Genomic DNA, 18,089 nt, shown 5'->3' on the forward strand with positions numbered 1-18,089 from the left:
TTTTAAAGTCTAAAAAGATTAATGCTATTTAATTCATAATCAAGTTTTAAAACTGATTATATACGGTTTTTTAAAACGGCTTGTTGCAACATCTCCAGTGCTTTAGTTGCGGTTCTGTCGATTACTTTCTCTCTGGGCTGACCAAAATTAAATTCCGATACCAAAACCGTGTCAGGTGTTGCCAAAGCAATAAAAACCACGCCTACTTCTGCTTTTCCGGGCTCGGAAGTCGGACCGGCATTTCCTGTTGTAGCCAAAGCATAATCGGTTTGCATCAACCGCTGAACATTCGCCGCCATTGCCGTAGCCACTTCAGCACTCACCACATCATGCTTGGCAATGAGTTGTTCTTCAATTTCCAACAAATCGGTTTTAGCGGTATTAGAATAGGTCACAACGCTTCCTTTAAAATAAGCCGAAGCACCGGAAACAGAAGTAATCATTTGCGCTATTTTACCTCCGGTACAACTCTCTGCTGTAGCTAATGTTTTGCCTTGTGCTTTGAGCAGTTTGCCTAATACTACTTCTAAGGTTTCGCCTTCATCAAAACCTACAATGATATCTCCTATAATTTCCGACAACGAATCGACATTTTCCTGTACTGCTTTTTCTAAAACTTCTTTGTTTTCTCCTCTGGCTGTTAAGCGTAATCGCACTCTGCCCGGTGCCGGAAGGTATGCTAATTTAATGAAAGACGGCAGGTTATTTTCCCAAGCTTCAATGCGTTCCGCCACCATACTTTCGCCCTGACCGTAAGTCAAAATGGTTTGGTGAACGATATAAGGCCGGTGGTATTCTTTAACCAATTTCGGAACAATCTCATGGTCGACCAAATACTTCATTTCGTAAGGCACTCCGGGCAAAGAAACAAATACAGTGTTTTCCTTTTTCATCCACATGCCCGGCGCTGTTCCCATTTTATTGAAAAGCACTTCGCATTTCGACGGCACCAAAGCTTGTTCTTTGTTTAACTGATTGATTGGACGCTTGTAAAAATTCTCGATAATCTCGGTGACATGCGCTAAAACCGCTTGGTCTTCTACCAAAACATCGTCAAAATACTCGCAAAAGGTTTTACGGGTAATATCGTCTTTGGTTGGCCCTAGTCCGCCGGTAATAATTACCAAATCAACTTGGTTTTGAAGCTTAGCAAACGTATCCAAAATATGCTGTTTATCATCGGAGATGGAGAGCATTTCGTGGGTTTGTATGCCAATTTTATCTAAGGCTTTGGCGATGTAACCCGAATTGGTATCGACAATCTGACCGATTAAAATTTCGTCTCCTATGGTGACTATGGTTGCTTTCATTCGATTGTTAATATTGTTTTTCAGCGGTCTCATGCAGTCGCTCCGCTCGTGTCATTTACTGAGTACTGAGGTACTAAGGTGCTAAGGTTTTGAGGCAACTTGTTTAGTTTCCATGTAAAAAAACGGAAACCCAACTAGCCCCGGTTGAAGTGAAAATCCTCGAAGAGATTGAAACGAAAAACGGGAACTACCATTCCTGATAGTTCCCCTGCGTTTCGCTCTTAATCTTTTATACTTCGAAATCTTTTTTGATTTCTTTTACGGCCTTTTCGATTTGGCTTTTGATGCTTTCAAAAGTATCGTTAATTTCTTTGCGCTTGCCTTCTCTTTTGGTCCAGGCTTCGACTTCTAAAATCTCCTGATGAGCCACGGTCATCCCTAACAAATCGAGTGAAGGTTTGATTTTGTGCGCGTAAGAGTAGGCTAATTTGTGGTCTTTGTCCTTGATGCCTTGTTCCACAAACTTCAAGTCTTCCGGAACTTCAGTAACGAATAAGGTAATGATTTGCATGACGAATTCAGGATCGTTGTCTGAAAGCGCATATACTTTTGCTAGGTTGTAGTTGATTGCCATTATTTAATTTGTAATCTTAATACTTTTTTGTTTTCGATAAAGCCTTCCAAAACATCGTTAGGCGCTACTTTTGCTACTCCTTCAGGCGTTCCGGTAAATATGATATCGCCTTTTTTGAGGGTGAAAAACTGAGAAACATAAGCAATAATTTCGTCAATTTTCCACAACATATTGGCGGTATTTCCTTTTTGAACCGTTTGCCCATTGTTGGTTAATTCAAATGTAATATTTTCTGTGGAACTAAACTCATTTTTCGGCAGAAAGTCACCAATAATCGCTGAACCGTCAAATGCCTTGGCTTTTTCCCATGGCAAACCTTTTTCTTTGAGCTTGTTTTGCACATCGCGCGCAGTGAAGTCGATACCCAATCCGATTTCGTCATAATACTTATGGGCGAATTTCGGATCGATGTATTTCCCTAATTTGTTAATCTTGACAATCACTTCGATTTCGTGGTGAATGTCGGAACTAAAATCAGGAATCACAAACGGAGCCTTATCGGGTAACACGGCTGAATCCGGCTTTAAAAAAATAACGGGTTCCTCCGGACGCTCATTTTGGAGTTCCGCGATGTGGTTGGCGTAATTTCTTCCGATACAGATAATTTTCATGTTCTTGAGAGACTGAGTCGCTGAGTTTTATTTAGTGTTTAACTTTCTTAACTTAATTGCAGTGAGCACTTTTTTGGTGTACAGCGGGAATTCGGCATTCTGAATCCAACCGAAATAACCCGGTTCTTTGTCGAATACATCTTCAACTAAAGCGCCTTTGTGTTTACCGAAAGTGAAGATTTCTTGTCCTTTGTCGTTCAACGCAATAAACCCGGCAAAGTCAACCGATTTTTTTCGCGTGGTGAATTCTGCCAAAGCCTTCATATCGTTTTCCAAATCGGTGTAACGTTCCAATTGCGCTTTTAAGATTTCGTAAGTCGCCATGGTATCAGCTTCGGCGCTGTGAGCATTTTCTAAACTTTGATTGCAGTAAAATTTGTAGGCTGCACTCAAAGTGCGTTCTTCTTTTTTGTGGAAGATGGTTTGCACATCGACCGACACTCGGTTTTTCATATCGAAGTCGACTTCCGCGCGCAATAATTCTTCGGCTAAAAGCGGAATATCAAAACGATCAGAATTGAATCCGGCCAAATCGGAATCTTTGATCATGTTGTGAATTTGTCCTGATAATTCTTTGAATGTTGGCTCGTTTGCCACTTTCTCATTAGAAATACCGTGAACTGCAGTGGCTTGTAGCGGAATGGGAATGGTGGGATTGACCAACCAAGTTTTGCTTTCTTTATTGCCGTTGGGATAAACCTTAAATATTGAGATTTCGACGATTCGGTCTTTGGCGACATCGATTCCGGTGGTTTCTAAATCGAAGAAGCAAATCGGTCGGGTGAGTTTTAATTCCATTATTCTTATTTAAGTGAACAAAGATAAAATAATGACTTTACCGTTTGTCGATATCTTAATAAAGATTTATGATTTGTGGATAAAAAAACCCTTTCCGAAACAGAAAGGGTTGATTTGATTTTTTATGATTTTAATATTCTCTATTCACATCGAAAGCCTCTAAATATTCGGCTACGCGTTTTACAAAACTGCCGCCAAGCGCTCCATCTACAACTCTGTGGTCGTAACTGTGCGACAAGAACATTTTTTGACGAATACCGATAAAATCTCCTTCCGGTGTTTCGATAACCGCCGGTACTTTTCTAATGGCACCCAACGCTAAGATTCCTACTTGCGGTTGGTTGATGATTGGCGTTCCGAAGACAGACCCAAAAGTACCAACATTGGTTACGGTATAAGTACCGCCTTGCGTATCGTCCGGTTTCAATTTTCCGGCTTTGGCGCGGTTACCCAAATCGTTTACGGCCTTGGCCATGCCTACTAAGTTCAACTGATCGGCATTTTTAATCACCGGAACAATTAAGTTTCCGTTTGGCAAAGCTGCCGCCATTCCTAAGTTGATGTTTTTGCGTTTGATGATAAACTCACCGTCAACCGAAATGTTCATCCCCGGGAAGTCTTTTAAAGCCTTGGCCACCGCTTCCATGAAAATTGGTGTGAAAGTCAGCTTCTCGCCTTCTCGCTTTTCGAAAGCATTTTTAACGCGGTCTCTCCATTTTACAATATTGGTTACGTCGACTTCAATAAACGATTGTACGTGTGCCGAAGTTTGTACCGAAGCCACCATATAGCCCGAAATCAACTTGCGCATTCTATCCATTTCTACAATTTCGTCACCTCCGTTAACCGAAACCGGTGTAGCGATTGGAGCTGTAGATTGCGAGTTGCGGGTTGCGGGTTGGGCTACCGGTTGTTGTGCAACTACTGGTTGATTTCCTCTGTTTTTAACGTAATTTAAAATATCGTCTTTGGTTACGCGACCGTCTTTTCCGGAGCCGGCAATGGTTTCTAACTCGGCCACCGAAACGCCTTCCGCCGCAGCAATATTTTTCACCAATGGCGAGAAGAATTTATCCGAGGCTTTGAAATCGGCCGGAGCTGCTGTAGCTACTGCTGTTTCAATTGTTTTAGCCAATTGCTTCGCCTGTTCGCTAACGCTCGAGTCTGCAACCGGAGCCGCAACTGTTTCCGCAACCGGAGCAGTCGCAACTGAACCGCCTTCGGTTTCAATAATAGCGATGGTTTGACCAACTTTCACCACATCATTCACCTGAAATAAAATTTCGGCTAAAACACCCGAAACTTCACTTGGCACTTCGCTGTCTACTTTGTCGGTGGCGATTTCCAAAACCGCTTCATCAGCATTAATGCTGTCGCCTACGTTTTTCAACCAGTTGGTAATCGTTGCCTCAGCAACACTTTCTCCCATTTTGGGCAATTTCAATTCAAACTTTGCCATATTGATAATCTAAAGTTGTATTTTGTCGTTTCGATTGCAAAATTATATAAATAATTTAGGTTTTACTTAGAATTCCATATTTAATTGTTAGATAAAAATCCCAATTCCTAAATCCTAATTCTCAATTCCTAAATCTGTATCACTTCTCCTCTGTCGTTACGGCTATTGCTTCCGATGATAAAACTACTCGACGGCGGTAACAACTTAAAGGTTAGCGACTTGTTTTTGTTTTCTTCCAAAAATACCAATGCCTGTTTAAACCCGAGGTAATCAACCTCTAAAATGACTTCCGTCGGCTTAGTTTTCGAAATCGTTTGCGAAATTACTATTTTCCCGTTTTCCATGGTGGTTCTTTCCACACTTTTTTGCAAAACAGCGGTTAATTTTTCTCGTAAAGCTTCATTATCAGAAACTAAAAGATATTGTTCAGGCACGGCTTTGGGCGATACTTTTCCTTGAAACATTTTGACCAGAGCAAAGAAAACGATACCGATTTTCATAAACAACGAGAAAAAGAGTGATCCTTTGAAATGCTTTTTGTAAAAGAAATTCATCGCCTCCTGAAAACGCTTCATATAAGTTCCGTCTTTAACCGTACTTTCTCCTTTGTAATGAATGACAGTAGTTTCGGCGAAATAGTAATTCTTTTTTCCGAGCAATAAAGCGCGATAAGATAAATCGATGTCATCCGCATACATAAAACAATTTTCGTCAAAGCCGCCTAATTGCTCATACAATTCTCTTGTCATCACCATAAAAGCGCCGACCAGAATATCGACTTGACCACTTTGATTCTCGTTTAAATGTTGGGCGTAATATTGGTTAAACAGCGTTGAGTTTGGAAAAAATTTATACAAGCCGAAAATCTTGGTAAAAGCTACCCAAGGTGTTGGAACACCGCGTTTGCTTTCCGGCAAAAAGTTACCGGTGCCGTCGATGAGTTTACAACCTAAGATGCCGAGTTGCGCGTTGAGAGTTACGAATTGCGAGTTTAGGATTTTTTCAAAAGTGTCTTCGGCAACAACCGTGTCAGGGTTCAAAATACAGATGTATTTGCCTTGGGCTTCTTTGACGGCGATGTTATTGCCTTTCGGGAAACCGACATTGGCTTTGTTTTCGATGAATTTAATATGCGGAAAACGGGCGCGAATCATGGCGCAACTGTCGTCTGAAGAATGATTATCCACCACTATAATTTCGGCCTCCAAGTGTTGAATGGCTTTTTCCACACTCAAAACACACTGCTCTAAAAAGTAGCGCACATTATAATTCAGGATGATGACCGATAGTTGCATTGGACAAATATAATGGATTACTTCGTCAGTTTGCTACGTTCGTATGTTAGATTATTAGATACGGCTATGCTTATAGATTGTTAGAAATTTGAATTACTTTTGCCGGAAAGTTGTGCTTTACACCATTCATAATATATAATAGACATATCAACGTGAATTATTTATCCGTAGAAAACATATCCAAATCTTTTGGCGAAAGAACCTTGTTTAAAGACATTTCTTTCGGTATTAACAAAGACCAAAAAATCGCTTTTATTGCCAAAAACGGTTCGGGGAAAACCCAAATTATGCGCATGATTAACGGCGATGACGAACCGGATTCCGGACAAATCATCATCCGAAAAGGCATCAAAATGGCTTTCTTGTCGCAAAACAATAACTTGCAAGACGAACTGACGATTGAGGAAAGCATCTTCGCCTCCGACAATGAAATTCTACACGTAATTGAGCGTTACGAAAAAGCCTTGGAAAATCCGGAAGACGAAGAAAAATACCAATTGGCTTTCGACGAAATGGATCGTTACAACGCTTGGGATTTTGAAACGCAATTCAAACAAATTTTATCCAAATTAAAGTTGGACGATTTAAAACTGAAAGTGAAATCGCTTTCCGGTGGTCAAAAAAAGCGCTTGTCTTTAGCGATTATCCTCATCAATCGCCCGGACTTGTTAATCTTAGATGAGCCGACGAACCACTTGGATTTGGAGATGATTGAATGGTTGGAGAGTTACTTCGCGAAAGAAAACATTACCTTATTTATGGTAACGCACGACCGTTTCTTTTTGGAACGCGTTTGCAACGAAATCATCGAATTGGATAACGGCAAACTCTACTCCTACAAAGGGAATTACTCCTATTACCTGCAAAAGAAAGAAGAGCGCGTCGCCATGGAAAACGCCACGATTGACAAAGCGCAAAATCTTTTCGTAAAAGAATTGGCTTGGATGCGTCGCCAACCCAAAGCGAGAACGACCAAATCGAAATCGCGTCAAGATGATTTTTATAAAATCAAAGCCGTAGCCGAAAGTCGCAGAAAAGAAAATGTGGTGGAACTTGAAATCAATATGGAACGCATGGGCAGCAAGATTATTGAGCTGCACAAGATTTACAAAAAATTCAAAGACAAAGTCATTTTAGACAATTTCAGTTACGATTTTCAGCGTGGAGAACGCATCGGTATTATTGGAAAAAACGGTACCGGAAAATCGACTTTCTTGAACATCTTAACCAAAACCATCCAACCCGATGCCGGAAAAGTGGTGATAGGCGAAACGATTAAAGTTGGCTATTACACGCAAAGCGGGATCAACCCGAAACCCGGACAAAAAGTAATCGACATTATTAAAGAATACGGCGAATATATTCCGCTTACCAAAGGAAAAATCATTTCGGCTTCGCAATTGTTAGAACGCTTTTTATTCGACGCTAAAAAACAATACGATTATGTAGAAAAATTGAGCGGTGGCGAATTAAAACGCTTGTATTTGTGTACGGTTTTGATTCAGAATCCGAACTTTTTGATTCTGGATGAGCCAACAAACGACTTAGACATTGTGACCTTAAACGTACTGGAAAGTTTCTTGTTGGACTATCCGGGTTGCTTGTTGGTAGTGTCGCACGACCGTTACTTTATGGACAAAATTGTCGACCACTTATTTGTGTTCAGAGGCGAAGGCGAAATTGAAGATTTTCCCGGAAACTATTCCGATTTCCGAGCGTACGAAGACAGCGCCGAACCCGAAAAAAACGAAACCAAAGAAAAAGTCAATTGGAAGCAAAACCATCCAACTACTTCCGGTTTGAATTTTAATGAGCAAAAGGAATTCAACAAAATCGAGCGCGAAATCAAAGACCTGGAATACGAGAAAAAACAAATCGAAAACCTATTCGCCGAAGGAAAAGTAGCCGACGCCGACATAGCCGCCAAAGCCAATGAATTGCAAGCTGTGATTCAGAAACTCGAAGAAAAAGAAGAGCGTTGGTTTGAGCTAAGTTCAAAGATGGAATAAATTATTTCACTGAGATGCACAGAGAAAAAATGAGACTCACAGAGAAAAACTCCGTGTATCTCTGAGCTAACTCCGTGAATCTCTGTGTAACAAACAAAGAAATGTTACAGCAAATTAAGTCATACCTCAACTTCCTCTACCACTCCAAAAACGAGCATGGCGTGCACTCGCCTTTTGTGTTCAACTTGGTAACGAAATGTTTTTATGACAAGCAAAACTATCCGGAATATGTTGTTTTAAAAAACTACCGAAACACACTTTTACAAAACAAAAACACCATCGAAGTAACCGATTTCGGCGCAGGTTCCCGAGTATTCAAAAGCAATACACGTCAGATTGCTAAAATTGTCAAAACAGCCGGAATTACGCCCAAACGAGCGGAATTGCTTTTCAGAATCACAAAGTATTTCCAACCTGAAAGCATCCTTGAAATAGGAACATCGCTAGGATTAGCGACTTCAGCTTTAGCATTAGGTAACCCTAAAGCCAAAATAACAACCTTGGAAGGTTGCAAAAACACACTTCATCAATGCCAATCGCAACTGCAAAAATTCAATATCAATAATGTTGACTGTGTAAATACCGAATTTAGTTCCTTTTTAAACAACCAACAACCAACAACCAACAACCGACAACTCATTTACTTTGACGGCAACCATTCCAAAGCCGCCACATTAAACTATTTCGAACTGTTGCTGCCAACCGTCACGAACGAAACTGTTTGGATTTTTGACGATATTCATTGGTCTGCCGATATGGAAGAAGCTTGGGAAATCATCAAAAACCACCCAAAAGTAACGGTAACGATTGATACTTTTCAATGGGGAATGGTTTTCTTTCGCGCCGAGCAGGAAAAAGAACATTTTGTAATTAGAGTTTGATTTTTGTAACAAATCGTCTTTCCAGTTTACTTATATTTACAATTCGTAATTCGTAATTCATCATTACAATGGCTAATCCATTAATCAACATCAAAGCGCTCAAACGCGATTTCCAATTAGGTAGCGAAACCATCTACGTTTTAAAAGGCATCGATTTACAAATCAACAAAGGCGAATACGTGGCGCTCATGGGACCATCGGGTTCGGGAAAATCTACTTTGATGAACCTCTTGGGTTGTTTGGATACACCAACTTCGGGAACCTATATTTTGAACGGTAAAGACGTCAGTCAAATGCATGACGACGATTTGGCCGAAATCCGCAACAAAGAAATCGGCTTTGTCTTCCAAACCTTCAACTTATTACCCAGAACCACCGCTTTAGACAATGTGGCTTTGCCAATGATTTATGCCGGCTACTCCAAATCGGAACGCAACCAACGCGCCTCCGAAGTATTAACGCAAGTCAACTTGGCCGACCGTATGGACCACCAACCCAACCAACTTTCGGGTGGACAACGTCAGCGTGTGGCCATCGCCAGGGCTTTGGTCAATAAACCTTCTATCATCTTGGCCGATGAGCCAACCGGAAATCTCGACAGTAAAACCTCGGTGGAAATTATGAATCTCTTCAACGAAATCCACAAAAACGGCAACACCGTCATTTTGGTTACCCACGAAGAAGACATCGCCCAATACGCCCATCGAATCATCCGCTTGCGTGATGGTATTATCGAAAGCGACACCCAAAACACCAATCATTTGTAATTAAGTTTGGAGCGGCACGAGCGTTAGCGAACTGGCGAAGCAAAAGGCTTGGGATTTATCAGCCGTCCGTTTTCCTGCTGTGCGAGTTGCGCGGCAACTACTCCCATCAGGGCTAGTTGGTAATCCATTTGTATTTTTGCTACCTTTGAAAACAAAATTAATCGAATTATGAATTCCTAATTTATTCCGCTACGCTCCATACAGTTCGGCTGCGCCTCGGGTCCTAATTCCTAATTCCTAATTCCTAATCCCTAATTCAAAATGAAAGTCTATACCAAAACCGGCGACACCGGAACCACCGCGCTTTTTGGCGGCACCCGTGTCCCAAAACACCATATTCGCATCGAAAGCTACGGCACCGTCGACGAACTCAACTCACATATCGGCTTAATACGCGACCAAGACATCAATGTTTTATACAAAAACGTCTTAATTGAAGTGCAAGACCGTCTTTTCACCGTAGGCGCCATTTTGGCCACACCACCGGAAAAAGAAGTATTGAAAAACGGGCAACCGCGCTTAAATATCAATCGTATCTCTGAAGAAGACATCGCTTTTTTAGAAAACGAGATTGACACCATGGACACGGCTTTGCCACCTATGACACACTTTGTCTTACCCGGCGGTCATACTACCGTGTCATATTGTCACATTGCACGCTGTGTCTGCCGCAGAGCGGAACGTTTAGCGGTACATTTACACGAATTAGAGCCTACCGACGAACAGGTAATTAAGTACTTAAACCGACTTTCTGACTACCTTTTTGTCTTGGCACGGAAGTTGTCCTTCGACCTGCAAGCCGAGGAAGTAAAATGGATTCCAAGGAAATAAAAAGTAACTGTTTCAAGTGGTCCAATTCTGTAAACTGAGACCAAGATTGTACACTGATTAAAACGTTCTTATACTTACTTAAAAATAAATCAAAAAAAACTTGACTTTTTCAGTATAAAATTTATTTTTGCATAAACTAAAATCGACAGAAGATGTATTGGACATTAGAATTGGCATCCTATTTAAGTGATGCACCTTGGCCAGCTACCAAAGATGAACTTATCGACTATGCTATACGAACAGGAGCTCCACTAGAAGTAGTAGAGAATTTGCAATCGATAGAAGATGAAGGTGAGATTTACGAATCGATGGAAGAAATTTGGCCGGATTATCCAACCGACGAAGATTACCTTTGGAACGAGGATGAATATTAAAAAAATAACAATCACAACCATGAAAAAAGTCCGATTAGGGCTTTTTTTTTGTTTAAATTTGCACACTCAAAAAGTTAGAAGCATACGGTAAAATTCAACTGCTCCCATAAAAGCAACTCACCGCACTGCTAACCATCATTAAAATAAACAAACCCAATATGAGTTTAATTAACAGCATACTTAAAGTTTTTGTAGGCGACAAATCACAAAAAGACGTCAAAGCCACACAGCCTTATATTAACAAAATCAAAGCCTTAGAACCTGTTCTGGCCGCTTTATCACATGATGAATTAAGAGCCAAAACAGCCGAATTCAAAGCCAAAATCAAACAAGCCCGTGCCAAACAAGACGCAGAAATCGAAGCTAAAAAAGTTGAGGCGGAGAACACTTCGGACATCGACAAAAGAGAAGACATTTACAACGCCATCGATGCTTTAGAAAAAGAGGCTTACCAAATCTCCGAAAAAGTACTCGACGAAATTCTACCGGAAGCCTTTGCTGTGGTTAAAGAAACGGCGCGTCGTTTTAAAGAAAACAGCAGCATTACTGTTACTGCTACGCCAAAAGACAGAGAACTTTCGGCTACGAAATCCTACATCACTTTAGACGGTGAAAATGCTGTTTGGGCCAATACATGGAACGCAGCCGGTAAAGAAATCACTTGGGATATGATTCACTATGACGTACAGTTGATTGGTGGTATCGTATTACACCAAGGTAAAATTGCCGAAATGCAAACCGGGGAAGGAAAAACCTTGGTAGCCACTTTGCCTTTGTACTTGAACGCCCTAACCGGAAACGGTGTACACTTAGTAACCGTAAACGACTATTTGGCCAAACGTGACAGCACGTGGAAAGCACCATTATTCGAGTTCCACGGATTGACTGTGGATTGTATCGACAACCACTCGCCAAACTCAGATGCGAGAAGAAAAGCCTACGAAGCGGACATTACTTACGGAACCAATAACGAATTCGGTTTTGACTACTTGCGCGATAACATGGCGCACTCTCCGGAAGATTTGGTGCAAAGAAAACACAACTATGCAATCGTAGACGAGGTCGATTCAGTATTGATTGACGACGCGAGAACGCCCTTAATCATCTCCGGTCCTGTACCTGATGGTGACCGTCACGAGTTCAACGAACTAAAACCGAAAATCGAAAACTTATACAACTTACAACGCCAATTGGCCAACGGATTCTTAACCGAAGCCAAACGTTTAATCAAAGAAGGGAACACCAAAGATGGCGGTTTCCAATTGTTAAGAGCTTACCGTGCTTTGCCTAAAAACAAGGCCTTGATTAAGTTCTTGAGTGAAGAAGGCATCAAACAATTGCTTCAAAAAACCGAAAACGAATACATGCAAGACAACAACCGCAGAATGCCGGAAGTTGATGAAGCTATGTATTTTGTAATCGAAGAAAAAAACAACCAAGTAGAATTGACCGATAATGGTATCAAATTCTTATCCAAAGATACCTCAGAAGATTTCTTCGTATTGCCGGATATCGGAACTGAAATTGCCAACATCGAAAAACAAAATCTTGAAAAAGACAAAGAAGCGGAAGCCAAAGAAAGATTGTTCCAGGATTTTGCCGTAAAATCAGAAAGAATTCACACCCTAACCCAATTGCTTAAAGCGTATACCTTGTTTGAAAAAGACGTAGAATACGTTATCATGGACAACAAAATCCTTATTGTTGACGAGCAAACCGGACGTATCATGGACGGTCGTCGTTACTCTGACGGATTGCACCAAGCTATCGAAGCCAAAGAGCAAGTGACCATTGAAGCAGCCACCCAAACTTTTGCTACAATTACGTTGCAAAACTACTTCCGTATGTACAGCAAATTAGCGGGTATGACGGGAACAGCAGTAACAGAAGCCGGAGAGTTTTGGGAAATTTATAAATTAGATGTTGTAGAAATTCCAACCAACAGAGGGATTGCTCGTAAAGATAAAGAAGACTTAATTTACCGTTCCGTACGTGAGAAATTCAACGCCGTTATCGAAGATGTAACCCAATTGTCGCAATCCGGTCGTCCGGTATTGATTGGTACCACTTCGGTAGAGATTTCGGAATTGTTGAGTCGTATGTTGAAAATGCGCGGTGTTGCCCACAACGTATTGAACGCAAAAATGCACAAAAAAGAAGCTGAAATCGTAGCCGAAGCTGGTAAACCGGGCGTAGTAACCATCGCTACCAACATGGCCGGTCGTGGTACGGATATCAAACTAACACCTGAAGTGAAAGCTGCCGGTGGTTTGGCTATCATTGGTACCGAACGTCATGATTCTCGTCGCGTTGACCGTCAGTTGCGCGGTCGTGCCGGTCGTCAGGGAGATCCGGGAAGTTCACAGTTTTATGTGTCTTTGGAAGACAACTTGATGCGTTTGTTCGGTTCGGAAAGAGTCGCCAAAATCATGGACAGAATGGGATTAAAAGAAGGCGAAGTAATTCAGCATTCTATGATGACCAAATCCATCGAGCGCGCTCAGAAAAAAGTGGAAGAAAACAACTTCGGTACGCGTAAACGCTTGTTGGAATACGATGACGTTATGAACGCACAACGTGAAGTGGTTTACAAACGTCGTCGTCACGCTTTGTTCGGAGAACGTTTGAAATTGGATATCGCCAACATGATGTACGACACTTGTGAAGTAATTGTAGGCGATAACAAAGCCCGTAACGATTTCAAGAATTTTGAATTCGAATTGATTCGCTACTTCTCGATTACTTCTCCGGTAACACAAGCCGAATTTGAAAAATTATCGGAAATGGAAATCACCGGAAAAGTGTACAAAGCAGCCTCAACCTATTACACTGAAAAAACAGAAAGAAGCGCGCGCGAAGCCTTCCCTATCATAGCGGAAGTTTACCAAAGAGAAGGTAATACGTTTGAGCGCATTGTAGTGCCGTTTTCAGATGGTATCAAATCGTTAAACGTGGTAACCGATTTGAAAAAAGCCTACGAAACCAACGGAGCGCAATTGGTAGCCGATTTTGAGAAAAACATCACCTTAGCCATTGTAGATGAAGCTTGGAAAAAACATTTACGCAAAATGGACGAGTTGAAAACTTCGGTACAGTTAGCCGTTCACGAGCAAAAAGATCCGTTGTTGATTTACAAATTAGAAGCGTTCAAGTTGTTCCGCAATATGTTGGATGGTGTGAATAAAGAGGTGATTTCGTTCTTATTCAAAGGCGATTTGCCACAACAAAACCAAAACATCCAAGAAGCACGTCAGGTTCGTGAAAAACAAAATTATACCGAAAGCAAAGACGAAATCGAAAGCAGCGAAAGTGCTAATCGCGAGGCCGGTCAAACACAACAACGTCCGCAAGTAACTGAAACCATTGTGAGAGAAACACCAAAAATCAATCGCAATGACAATGTTACTATCAAACACGTAATGAGCGGTAAAACCGAAACCATGAAATACAAAAAAGCCGAAAGCATGCTAGCCAACGGAGAATGGGTTTTGGTGAATGACTAAATAATGTCAGCCTATGCAAATAACGATCCTCAACGGTTACAACTGTTGGGGATTTTTTTTACATTTGAGTAAAGACTTTTTTATGAAAAAGAACATACACCTCTTATTGTTGCTTTTTACCGGATTGCTTAGTCATGCACAAAGTACGGATTCGCTCAAAAAGACAATGCAACAACTTTACGAAGCCAACTACTTAATGGATTTTGAGACCATAGCGCAATTGTCTTATCCCAATATGGTGGAAAAAACCGGAAAAGAAGCCTTCCTGGAACAAACCGAACAGTTTTACGAAAATGATACCTATAGACAGCGTTATCAATTGCAGACAGTGCCTTTCCAATTCGGACCGATAACAAAAATTGGAAACCAATGGTTTTGCGTGGTTACTGTTCGAATCCCCAAACGCTATTTCTTTGAAGCCAAACTAAGCGCAGAACAAGCCTTAGAGAAAAAGACTTGGCTACAAGAAATGAACCAAACCAAAGACGTTACTTTCGAACCAAACCGCAATAGTTTTAACGTTAAAATGATAGCCACTTTCATAGCCGTCTATGATGAAAACACCAGTGGCAATTGGCGCTTTTTCAATTTTGATTTTAAGGAACACCAAACTGCTTTTGAAAAGCTGTTCAATGAAAGTATTATCAAACAGTTGAAACTATAATTCATCCGGAAATATCTTCCCGGGATTCAATACATTATTCGGATCGAAAACCCTTTTGATACTTTCCATCAATTCCAGATGCGTTCGGGTAAAGGCAATATCCATAAAATTCTTTTGCACATAACCAATACCGTGCTCGCCCGATAAAGTTCCTTTAAGTGAAACCGTTAATTCAAAAATCTCACGAATGCCAAGTGGCACTTGGGTTTTCCAATGGTCATCCGTCATGTCGCCTTTGATGATATTCACGTGCAAATTACCGTCGCCGGCATGACCATAACAAACCGATTGAAAACCGTACTTCGCTCCTATCTTTTTGATACCGGTCAGTAATTCAGGTAACATATATCTTGGAACAACCGTATCTTCTTCTTTGTAAACCGAATTAGATTTCACCGCTTCTGCTACTGAACGACGCAATTTCCACAACGCATTTTTTTGATCTTCGGTATCGGCAAACAAGACTTCGTCGATTTCAAATTGCTCCACTACCGTCATGATTTTTTCGGCTTCCTGCATTAAAATTTCAGGATAATTACCGTCGACTTCAATCAGCAAATGCGCCTGAACATTGTCGTTGACATTGACATTAACATTGTTATGGTATTTTAGCGTCCAATCGATCGCATCTCGTTCCATAAATTCTAAAGCACTCGGCACTATACCCGCTCTGAAAATTGCCGAAACAGCTTCACAAGCTTCGTGGGCTTTGTAAAATGGCACCAACATCAACACATTATGACTGTTTTGCGGCAAGAGTTTTAAAACCGCTTTGGTGATAACGCCCAAAGTACCTTCGCTTCCAACCATGAGTTGTGTTAAGTTGTAACCGGTAGAGTTTTTCAAGGTATTGGCGCCGGTCCAAATGATGTCACCGTTAGGTAAAACCACTTCCAAATTCAACACATAATCTTTGGTTACACCGTATTTTACCGCACGAGCGCCACCGGAATTTTCGGCGATGTTACCGCCAATCCAACAACTGCCCATACTGCTTGGGTCGACAGGATAAAACAAGCCTTTTTCGGCTACAGCTTCGCGCAACACTTGCGTGATTACGGCAGGTTCTACGGTGACTTGTAAATTCAATTCATCAATATCGATGATTTTGTTAAGACGTTCCGTCGACAAACCGATGCCTTCATAAATACTCAAAGCACCTCCGCTTAAACCGGTTCTGGCGCCTATGGGTGTGGTGGGAATTTTGTAATCGTTGGCGACTTTCAACACCGCGGCAATTTCCTGCGCGCTGGCTGGCTTCACAACCACATTAGGTGGAAAAACGTAATCTTCGGTTTCGTCGTGACCGTAATGGTTACGGGTTTCGATATCGGTAAAAATATAGTTCTCGCCTACTATAGCGGTGAGTTTTTGAATGATTTCGGGTTGAAGTGACATGGTAAAAAATTGAGAAGTAAATATAATTTATTTCCCAGAGATACACAAAGAAGTAAACAGATTCACAGAGAAATCAATGTGCCTTTTTGCTTTTCAGATTAGGTAGAAAATAACAGATAATGCCAATCAAAGGCAAGAAAGAACACACGTGATAAACATATTGAATAGAAGTGGCGTCGGCCAAATTACCCAATAGCGCCGAGCCTAAAGCCCCCATACCAAAGGCAAAACCATAGAATAAGCCGGAAACCATGCCCAGCTTTTTAGGCAACAATTCTTGCGCGTACACCAAAATGGCAGGAAAAGCCGAAGATATTATAATTCCGATAACAACCATTAGGACATCGGTCCAAAATAAATTCACGTAAGGCAACAACAACGCAAAGGGTGCGGCACCGAAAACCGAGAGCCAAATCACATATTTACGCCCTATTTTGTCACCTAAAGGTCCGCCCAAAATGGTGCCGATGGCATATGCTATGAGGTAAATAAACATGTGGTATTGGGCTTCTTTGATAGACAAATGGAACTTATCGATGATGTAAAAAGTATAATACGAGGACAAACTCGCCGAATAGAAAAACTTGGAAAAAATGACGATTAACAAAATGGCAATCGACACTTGAACTTTACGTTTGGGCAGGTTGTGTAAGTTGATAAACGGCTGCACTTTATTCTTTCGGTACACCAAATGATCGCGATACCAAAAGGCAATTTTGCTGATGATAGCGAGTCCAATCATAGCAGCTATGATAAACCAAAGGATATGTATTTGTCCGTGAGGAACTACTATTAAAGCCACGAGTAAAGGCCCTAAAGCGGTACCGAAATTTCCTCCGACTTGGAAAATAGACTGTGCCAAACCACGTTTCCCACCGGAGGCCAAGTTAGAGATGCGCGCCGACTCGGGATGGAAAATCGAAGAACCGGTGCCTATGAAGACCACGGAAAGTAAAATCCAATAAAAGTTATCGGCAAAAGAAAGCGAAATAACACCGGCTAAGGAGAACAACATGCCATAAATTTGGGAGAAGGGTTTCGGATGTTTGTCAGTATAATAACCCACTAAAGGTTGGAAAATCGAAGCCGAAAATTGAAAAGCAAATGTAATCAAACCGATTTGGGAAAAGGAAAGATTATACTTTTCTTTTAAAATGGGATAAACCGACGGAATGATAGCCTGAATCAAATCGTTGAGCAAATGTGCAAAACTGATGGCAAATAAGATAGAGTAGACCGTTTTTTGGGCTAACTCTTTATTTTTGGTTGAAACGTTTACGATGGAATCCATTTTAAAAACTAATTAAAAGATAATAACAGAAAGCGAGTGAAAGGAAAGACAACGGTATTCCGACGCCTACCATCATGCTACTGAGTTTGGGTTTGAGGCCGTAGTTAGAAGCCAAAATAGCTCCGGTAATCATAGGTGCCATAGCCGATTCTAAAATTGAAGCGTCTACAGAAATGCCTTTCCCTCCTAAAATGATACGGTATAATACAAAGAAAAAAGCAGGCGTCAAGAATAGTTTGAAAAACAATCCGAGGCTCAGGAATTTCCAATGTTTACTGTGACGGTCAATTTTAAGTTGTAATCCAACAGACACTAAGGCCACAG

At 41.1% G+C, this 18,089-nt stretch carries 16 protein-coding genes; 7 read left to right on the forward strand and 9 right to left on the reverse strand.

Translation table 11 applies throughout. The features are described 5' to 3' along the window. Positions 1-56: 56 nt before the first annotated feature. From Q0M21_RS02815 to Q0M21_RS02840, 6 genes are all read right to left on the reverse strand, one after another. Positions 57-1,310 (reverse strand): CinA family nicotinamide mononucleotide deamidase-related protein, encoded by a 1,254-nt coding sequence (locus Q0M21_RS02815; RefSeq protein ID WP_295334436.1) that lies wholly within the window; start codon positions 1,308-1,310, stop codon positions 57-59. Between the two features lie 229 nt (positions 1,311-1,539). Continuing rightward, complete coding sequence (locus Q0M21_RS02820; RefSeq protein WP_295334439.1) at positions 1,540-1,884, reverse strand: Hpt domain-containing protein; 345 nt, start codon at positions 1,882-1,884, stop codon at positions 1,540-1,542. Beyond that, positions 1,884-2,495 carry a fumarylacetoacetate hydrolase family protein gene (locus Q0M21_RS02825; RefSeq protein WP_295334442.1) on the reverse strand — a complete coding sequence of 204 codons (612 nt, stop codon included), beginning with the start codon at positions 2,493-2,495 and terminating at the stop codon, positions 1,884-1,886. The genes Q0M21_RS02820 and Q0M21_RS02825 overlap by 1 nt, the downstream gene beginning before the upstream one ends. A 27-nt stretch (positions 2,496-2,522) precedes the next feature. Next, positions 2,523-3,293 carry a 3'-5' exonuclease gene (locus Q0M21_RS02830; RefSeq protein ID WP_295334444.1) on the reverse strand — a complete coding sequence of 257 codons (771 nt, stop codon included), beginning with the start codon at positions 3,291-3,293 and terminating at the stop codon, positions 2,523-2,525. A gap of 130 nt (positions 3,294-3,423) precedes the next feature. Further along, a complete protein-coding gene (locus tag Q0M21_RS02835) occupies positions 3,424-4,752 on the reverse strand; it encodes a dihydrolipoamide acetyltransferase family protein (protein WP_295334447.1) in 1,329 nt (442 codons plus the stop codon). Between the two features lie 128 nt (positions 4,753-4,880). Further along, positions 4,881-6,047 (reverse strand): glycosyltransferase family 2 protein, encoded by a 1,167-nt coding sequence (locus Q0M21_RS02840; protein WP_295334450.1) that lies wholly within the window; start codon positions 6,045-6,047, stop codon positions 4,881-4,883. 152 nt (positions 6,048-6,199) lie between these two features. Here Q0M21_RS02840 and Q0M21_RS02845 point away from each other — a divergent pair, with 152 nt between their 5' ends. The 7 genes from Q0M21_RS02845 (at position 6,200) to Q0M21_RS02875 (ending at position 15,076) form a co-directional block, all read left to right on the forward strand. Continuing rightward, positions 6,200-8,056 (forward strand): ABC-F family ATP-binding cassette domain-containing protein, encoded by a 1,857-nt coding sequence (locus tag Q0M21_RS02845; RefSeq protein WP_295334453.1) that lies wholly within the window; start codon positions 6,200-6,202, stop codon positions 8,054-8,056. 101 nt (positions 8,057-8,157) lie between these two features. Further along, positions 8,158-8,937 carry an O-methyltransferase gene (locus Q0M21_RS02850; protein WP_295334456.1) on the forward strand — a complete coding sequence of 260 codons (780 nt, stop codon included), beginning with the start codon at positions 8,158-8,160 and terminating at the stop codon, positions 8,935-8,937. 68 nt (positions 8,938-9,005) lie between these two features. Beyond that, positions 9,006-9,704 carry an ABC transporter ATP-binding protein gene (locus Q0M21_RS02855; RefSeq protein ID WP_295334459.1) on the forward strand — a complete coding sequence of 233 codons (699 nt, stop codon included), beginning with the start codon at positions 9,006-9,008 and terminating at the stop codon, positions 9,702-9,704. A gap of 261 nt (positions 9,705-9,965) precedes the next feature. Then, a complete protein-coding gene (locus Q0M21_RS02860) occupies positions 9,966-10,535 on the forward strand; it encodes a cob(I)yrinic acid a,c-diamide adenosyltransferase (protein ID WP_295334462.1) in 570 nt (189 codons plus the stop codon). 152 nt (positions 10,536-10,687) lie between these two features. Further along, the gene (locus Q0M21_RS02865) at positions 10,688-10,909 is read left to right on the forward strand and encodes a DUF2795 domain-containing protein (protein WP_002986941.1); all 222 of its coding nucleotides are present in this window, start codon (positions 10,688-10,690) and stop codon (positions 10,907-10,909) included. 158 nt (positions 10,910-11,067) lie between these two features. Further along, positions 11,068-14,412, forward strand: coding sequence for a preprotein translocase subunit SecA (gene secA, locus Q0M21_RS02870; protein WP_295334465.1), 3,345 nt, complete (start codon positions 11,068-11,070; stop codon positions 14,410-14,412). A gap of 82 nt (positions 14,413-14,494) precedes the next feature. Then, positions 14,495-15,076, forward strand: coding sequence for a hypothetical protein (locus tag Q0M21_RS02875; protein ID WP_295334467.1), 582 nt, complete (start codon positions 14,495-14,497; stop codon positions 15,074-15,076). Here the strand turns inward: Q0M21_RS02875 and Q0M21_RS02880 are convergent. The 3 genes from Q0M21_RS02880 to Q0M21_RS02890 all read right to left on the reverse strand — a co-directional run. Continuing rightward, the gene (locus Q0M21_RS02880; RefSeq protein ID WP_295334469.1) at positions 15,071-16,474 is read right to left on the reverse strand and encodes an FAD-linked oxidase C-terminal domain-containing protein; all 1,404 of its coding nucleotides are present in this window, start codon (positions 16,472-16,474) and stop codon (positions 15,071-15,073) included. The genes Q0M21_RS02875 and Q0M21_RS02880 overlap by 6 nt on opposite strands. A gap of 73 nt (positions 16,475-16,547) precedes the next feature. Beyond that, positions 16,548-17,765, reverse strand: a complete 1,218-nt coding sequence (locus Q0M21_RS02885) for an MFS transporter (RefSeq protein ID WP_295334471.1) — start codon at positions 17,763-17,765, stop codon at positions 16,548-16,550. A gap of 1 nt (position 17,766) precedes the next feature. Then, on the reverse strand, positions 17,767-18,089 hold a 323-nt coding region (locus Q0M21_RS02890; RefSeq protein ID WP_295334473.1), incomplete at its 5' end, for an AEC family transporter.

Source organism: Flavobacterium sp. (assembly GCF_024710485.1).
Lineage (GTDB): Bacteria > Bacteroidota > Bacteroidia > Flavobacteriales > Flavobacteriaceae > Flavobacterium.

Excerpts from the sequence above, each read along its gene's own strand:
- Q0M21_RS02815 (WP_295334436.1), bottom strand. The coding sequence starts at position 1,310 with ATGAAAGCAACCATAGTCACCATAGGAGACGAAATTTTAATCGGTCAG.
- Q0M21_RS02820 (WP_295334439.1), bottom strand. The coding sequence starts at position 1,884 with ATGGCAATCAACTACAACCTAGCAAAAGTATATGCGCTTTCAGACAAC.
- Q0M21_RS02825 (WP_295334442.1), bottom strand. The coding sequence starts at position 2,495 with ATGAAAATTATCTGTATCGGAAGAAATTACGCCAACCACATCGCGGAA.
- Q0M21_RS02830 (WP_295334444.1), bottom strand. The coding sequence starts at position 3,293 with ATGGAATTAAAACTCACCCGACCGATTTGCTTCTTCGATTTAGAAACC.
- Q0M21_RS02835 (WP_295334447.1), bottom strand. The coding sequence starts at position 4,752 with ATGGCAAAGTTTGAATTGAAATTGCCCAAAATGGGAGAAAGTGTTGCT.
- Q0M21_RS02840 (WP_295334450.1), bottom strand. The coding sequence starts at position 6,047 with ATGCAACTATCGGTCATCATCCTGAATTATAATGTGCGCTACTTTTTA.
- Q0M21_RS02850 (WP_295334456.1), top strand. The coding sequence starts at position 8,158 with ATGTTACAGCAAATTAAGTCATACCTCAACTTCCTCTACCACTCCAAA.
- Q0M21_RS02855 (WP_295334459.1), top strand. The coding sequence starts at position 9,006 with ATGGCTAATCCATTAATCAACATCAAAGCGCTCAAACGCGATTTCCAA.
- Q0M21_RS02860 (WP_295334462.1), top strand. The coding sequence starts at position 9,966 with ATGAAAGTCTATACCAAAACCGGCGACACCGGAACCACCGCGCTTTTT.
- Q0M21_RS02865 (WP_002986941.1), top strand. The coding sequence starts at position 10,688 with ATGTATTGGACATTAGAATTGGCATCCTATTTAAGTGATGCACCTTGG.
- secA (WP_295334465.1), top strand. The coding sequence starts at position 11,068 with ATGAGTTTAATTAACAGCATACTTAAAGTTTTTGTAGGCGACAAATCA.
- Q0M21_RS02875 (WP_295334467.1), top strand. The coding sequence starts at position 14,495 with ATGAAAAAGAACATACACCTCTTATTGTTGCTTTTTACCGGATTGCTT.
- Q0M21_RS02880 (WP_295334469.1), bottom strand. The coding sequence starts at position 16,474 with ATGTCACTTCAACCCGAAATCATTCAAAAACTCACCGCTATAGTAGGC.
- Q0M21_RS02885 (WP_295334471.1), bottom strand. The coding sequence starts at position 17,765 with ATGGATTCCATCGTAAACGTTTCAACCAAAAATAAAGAGTTAGCCCAA.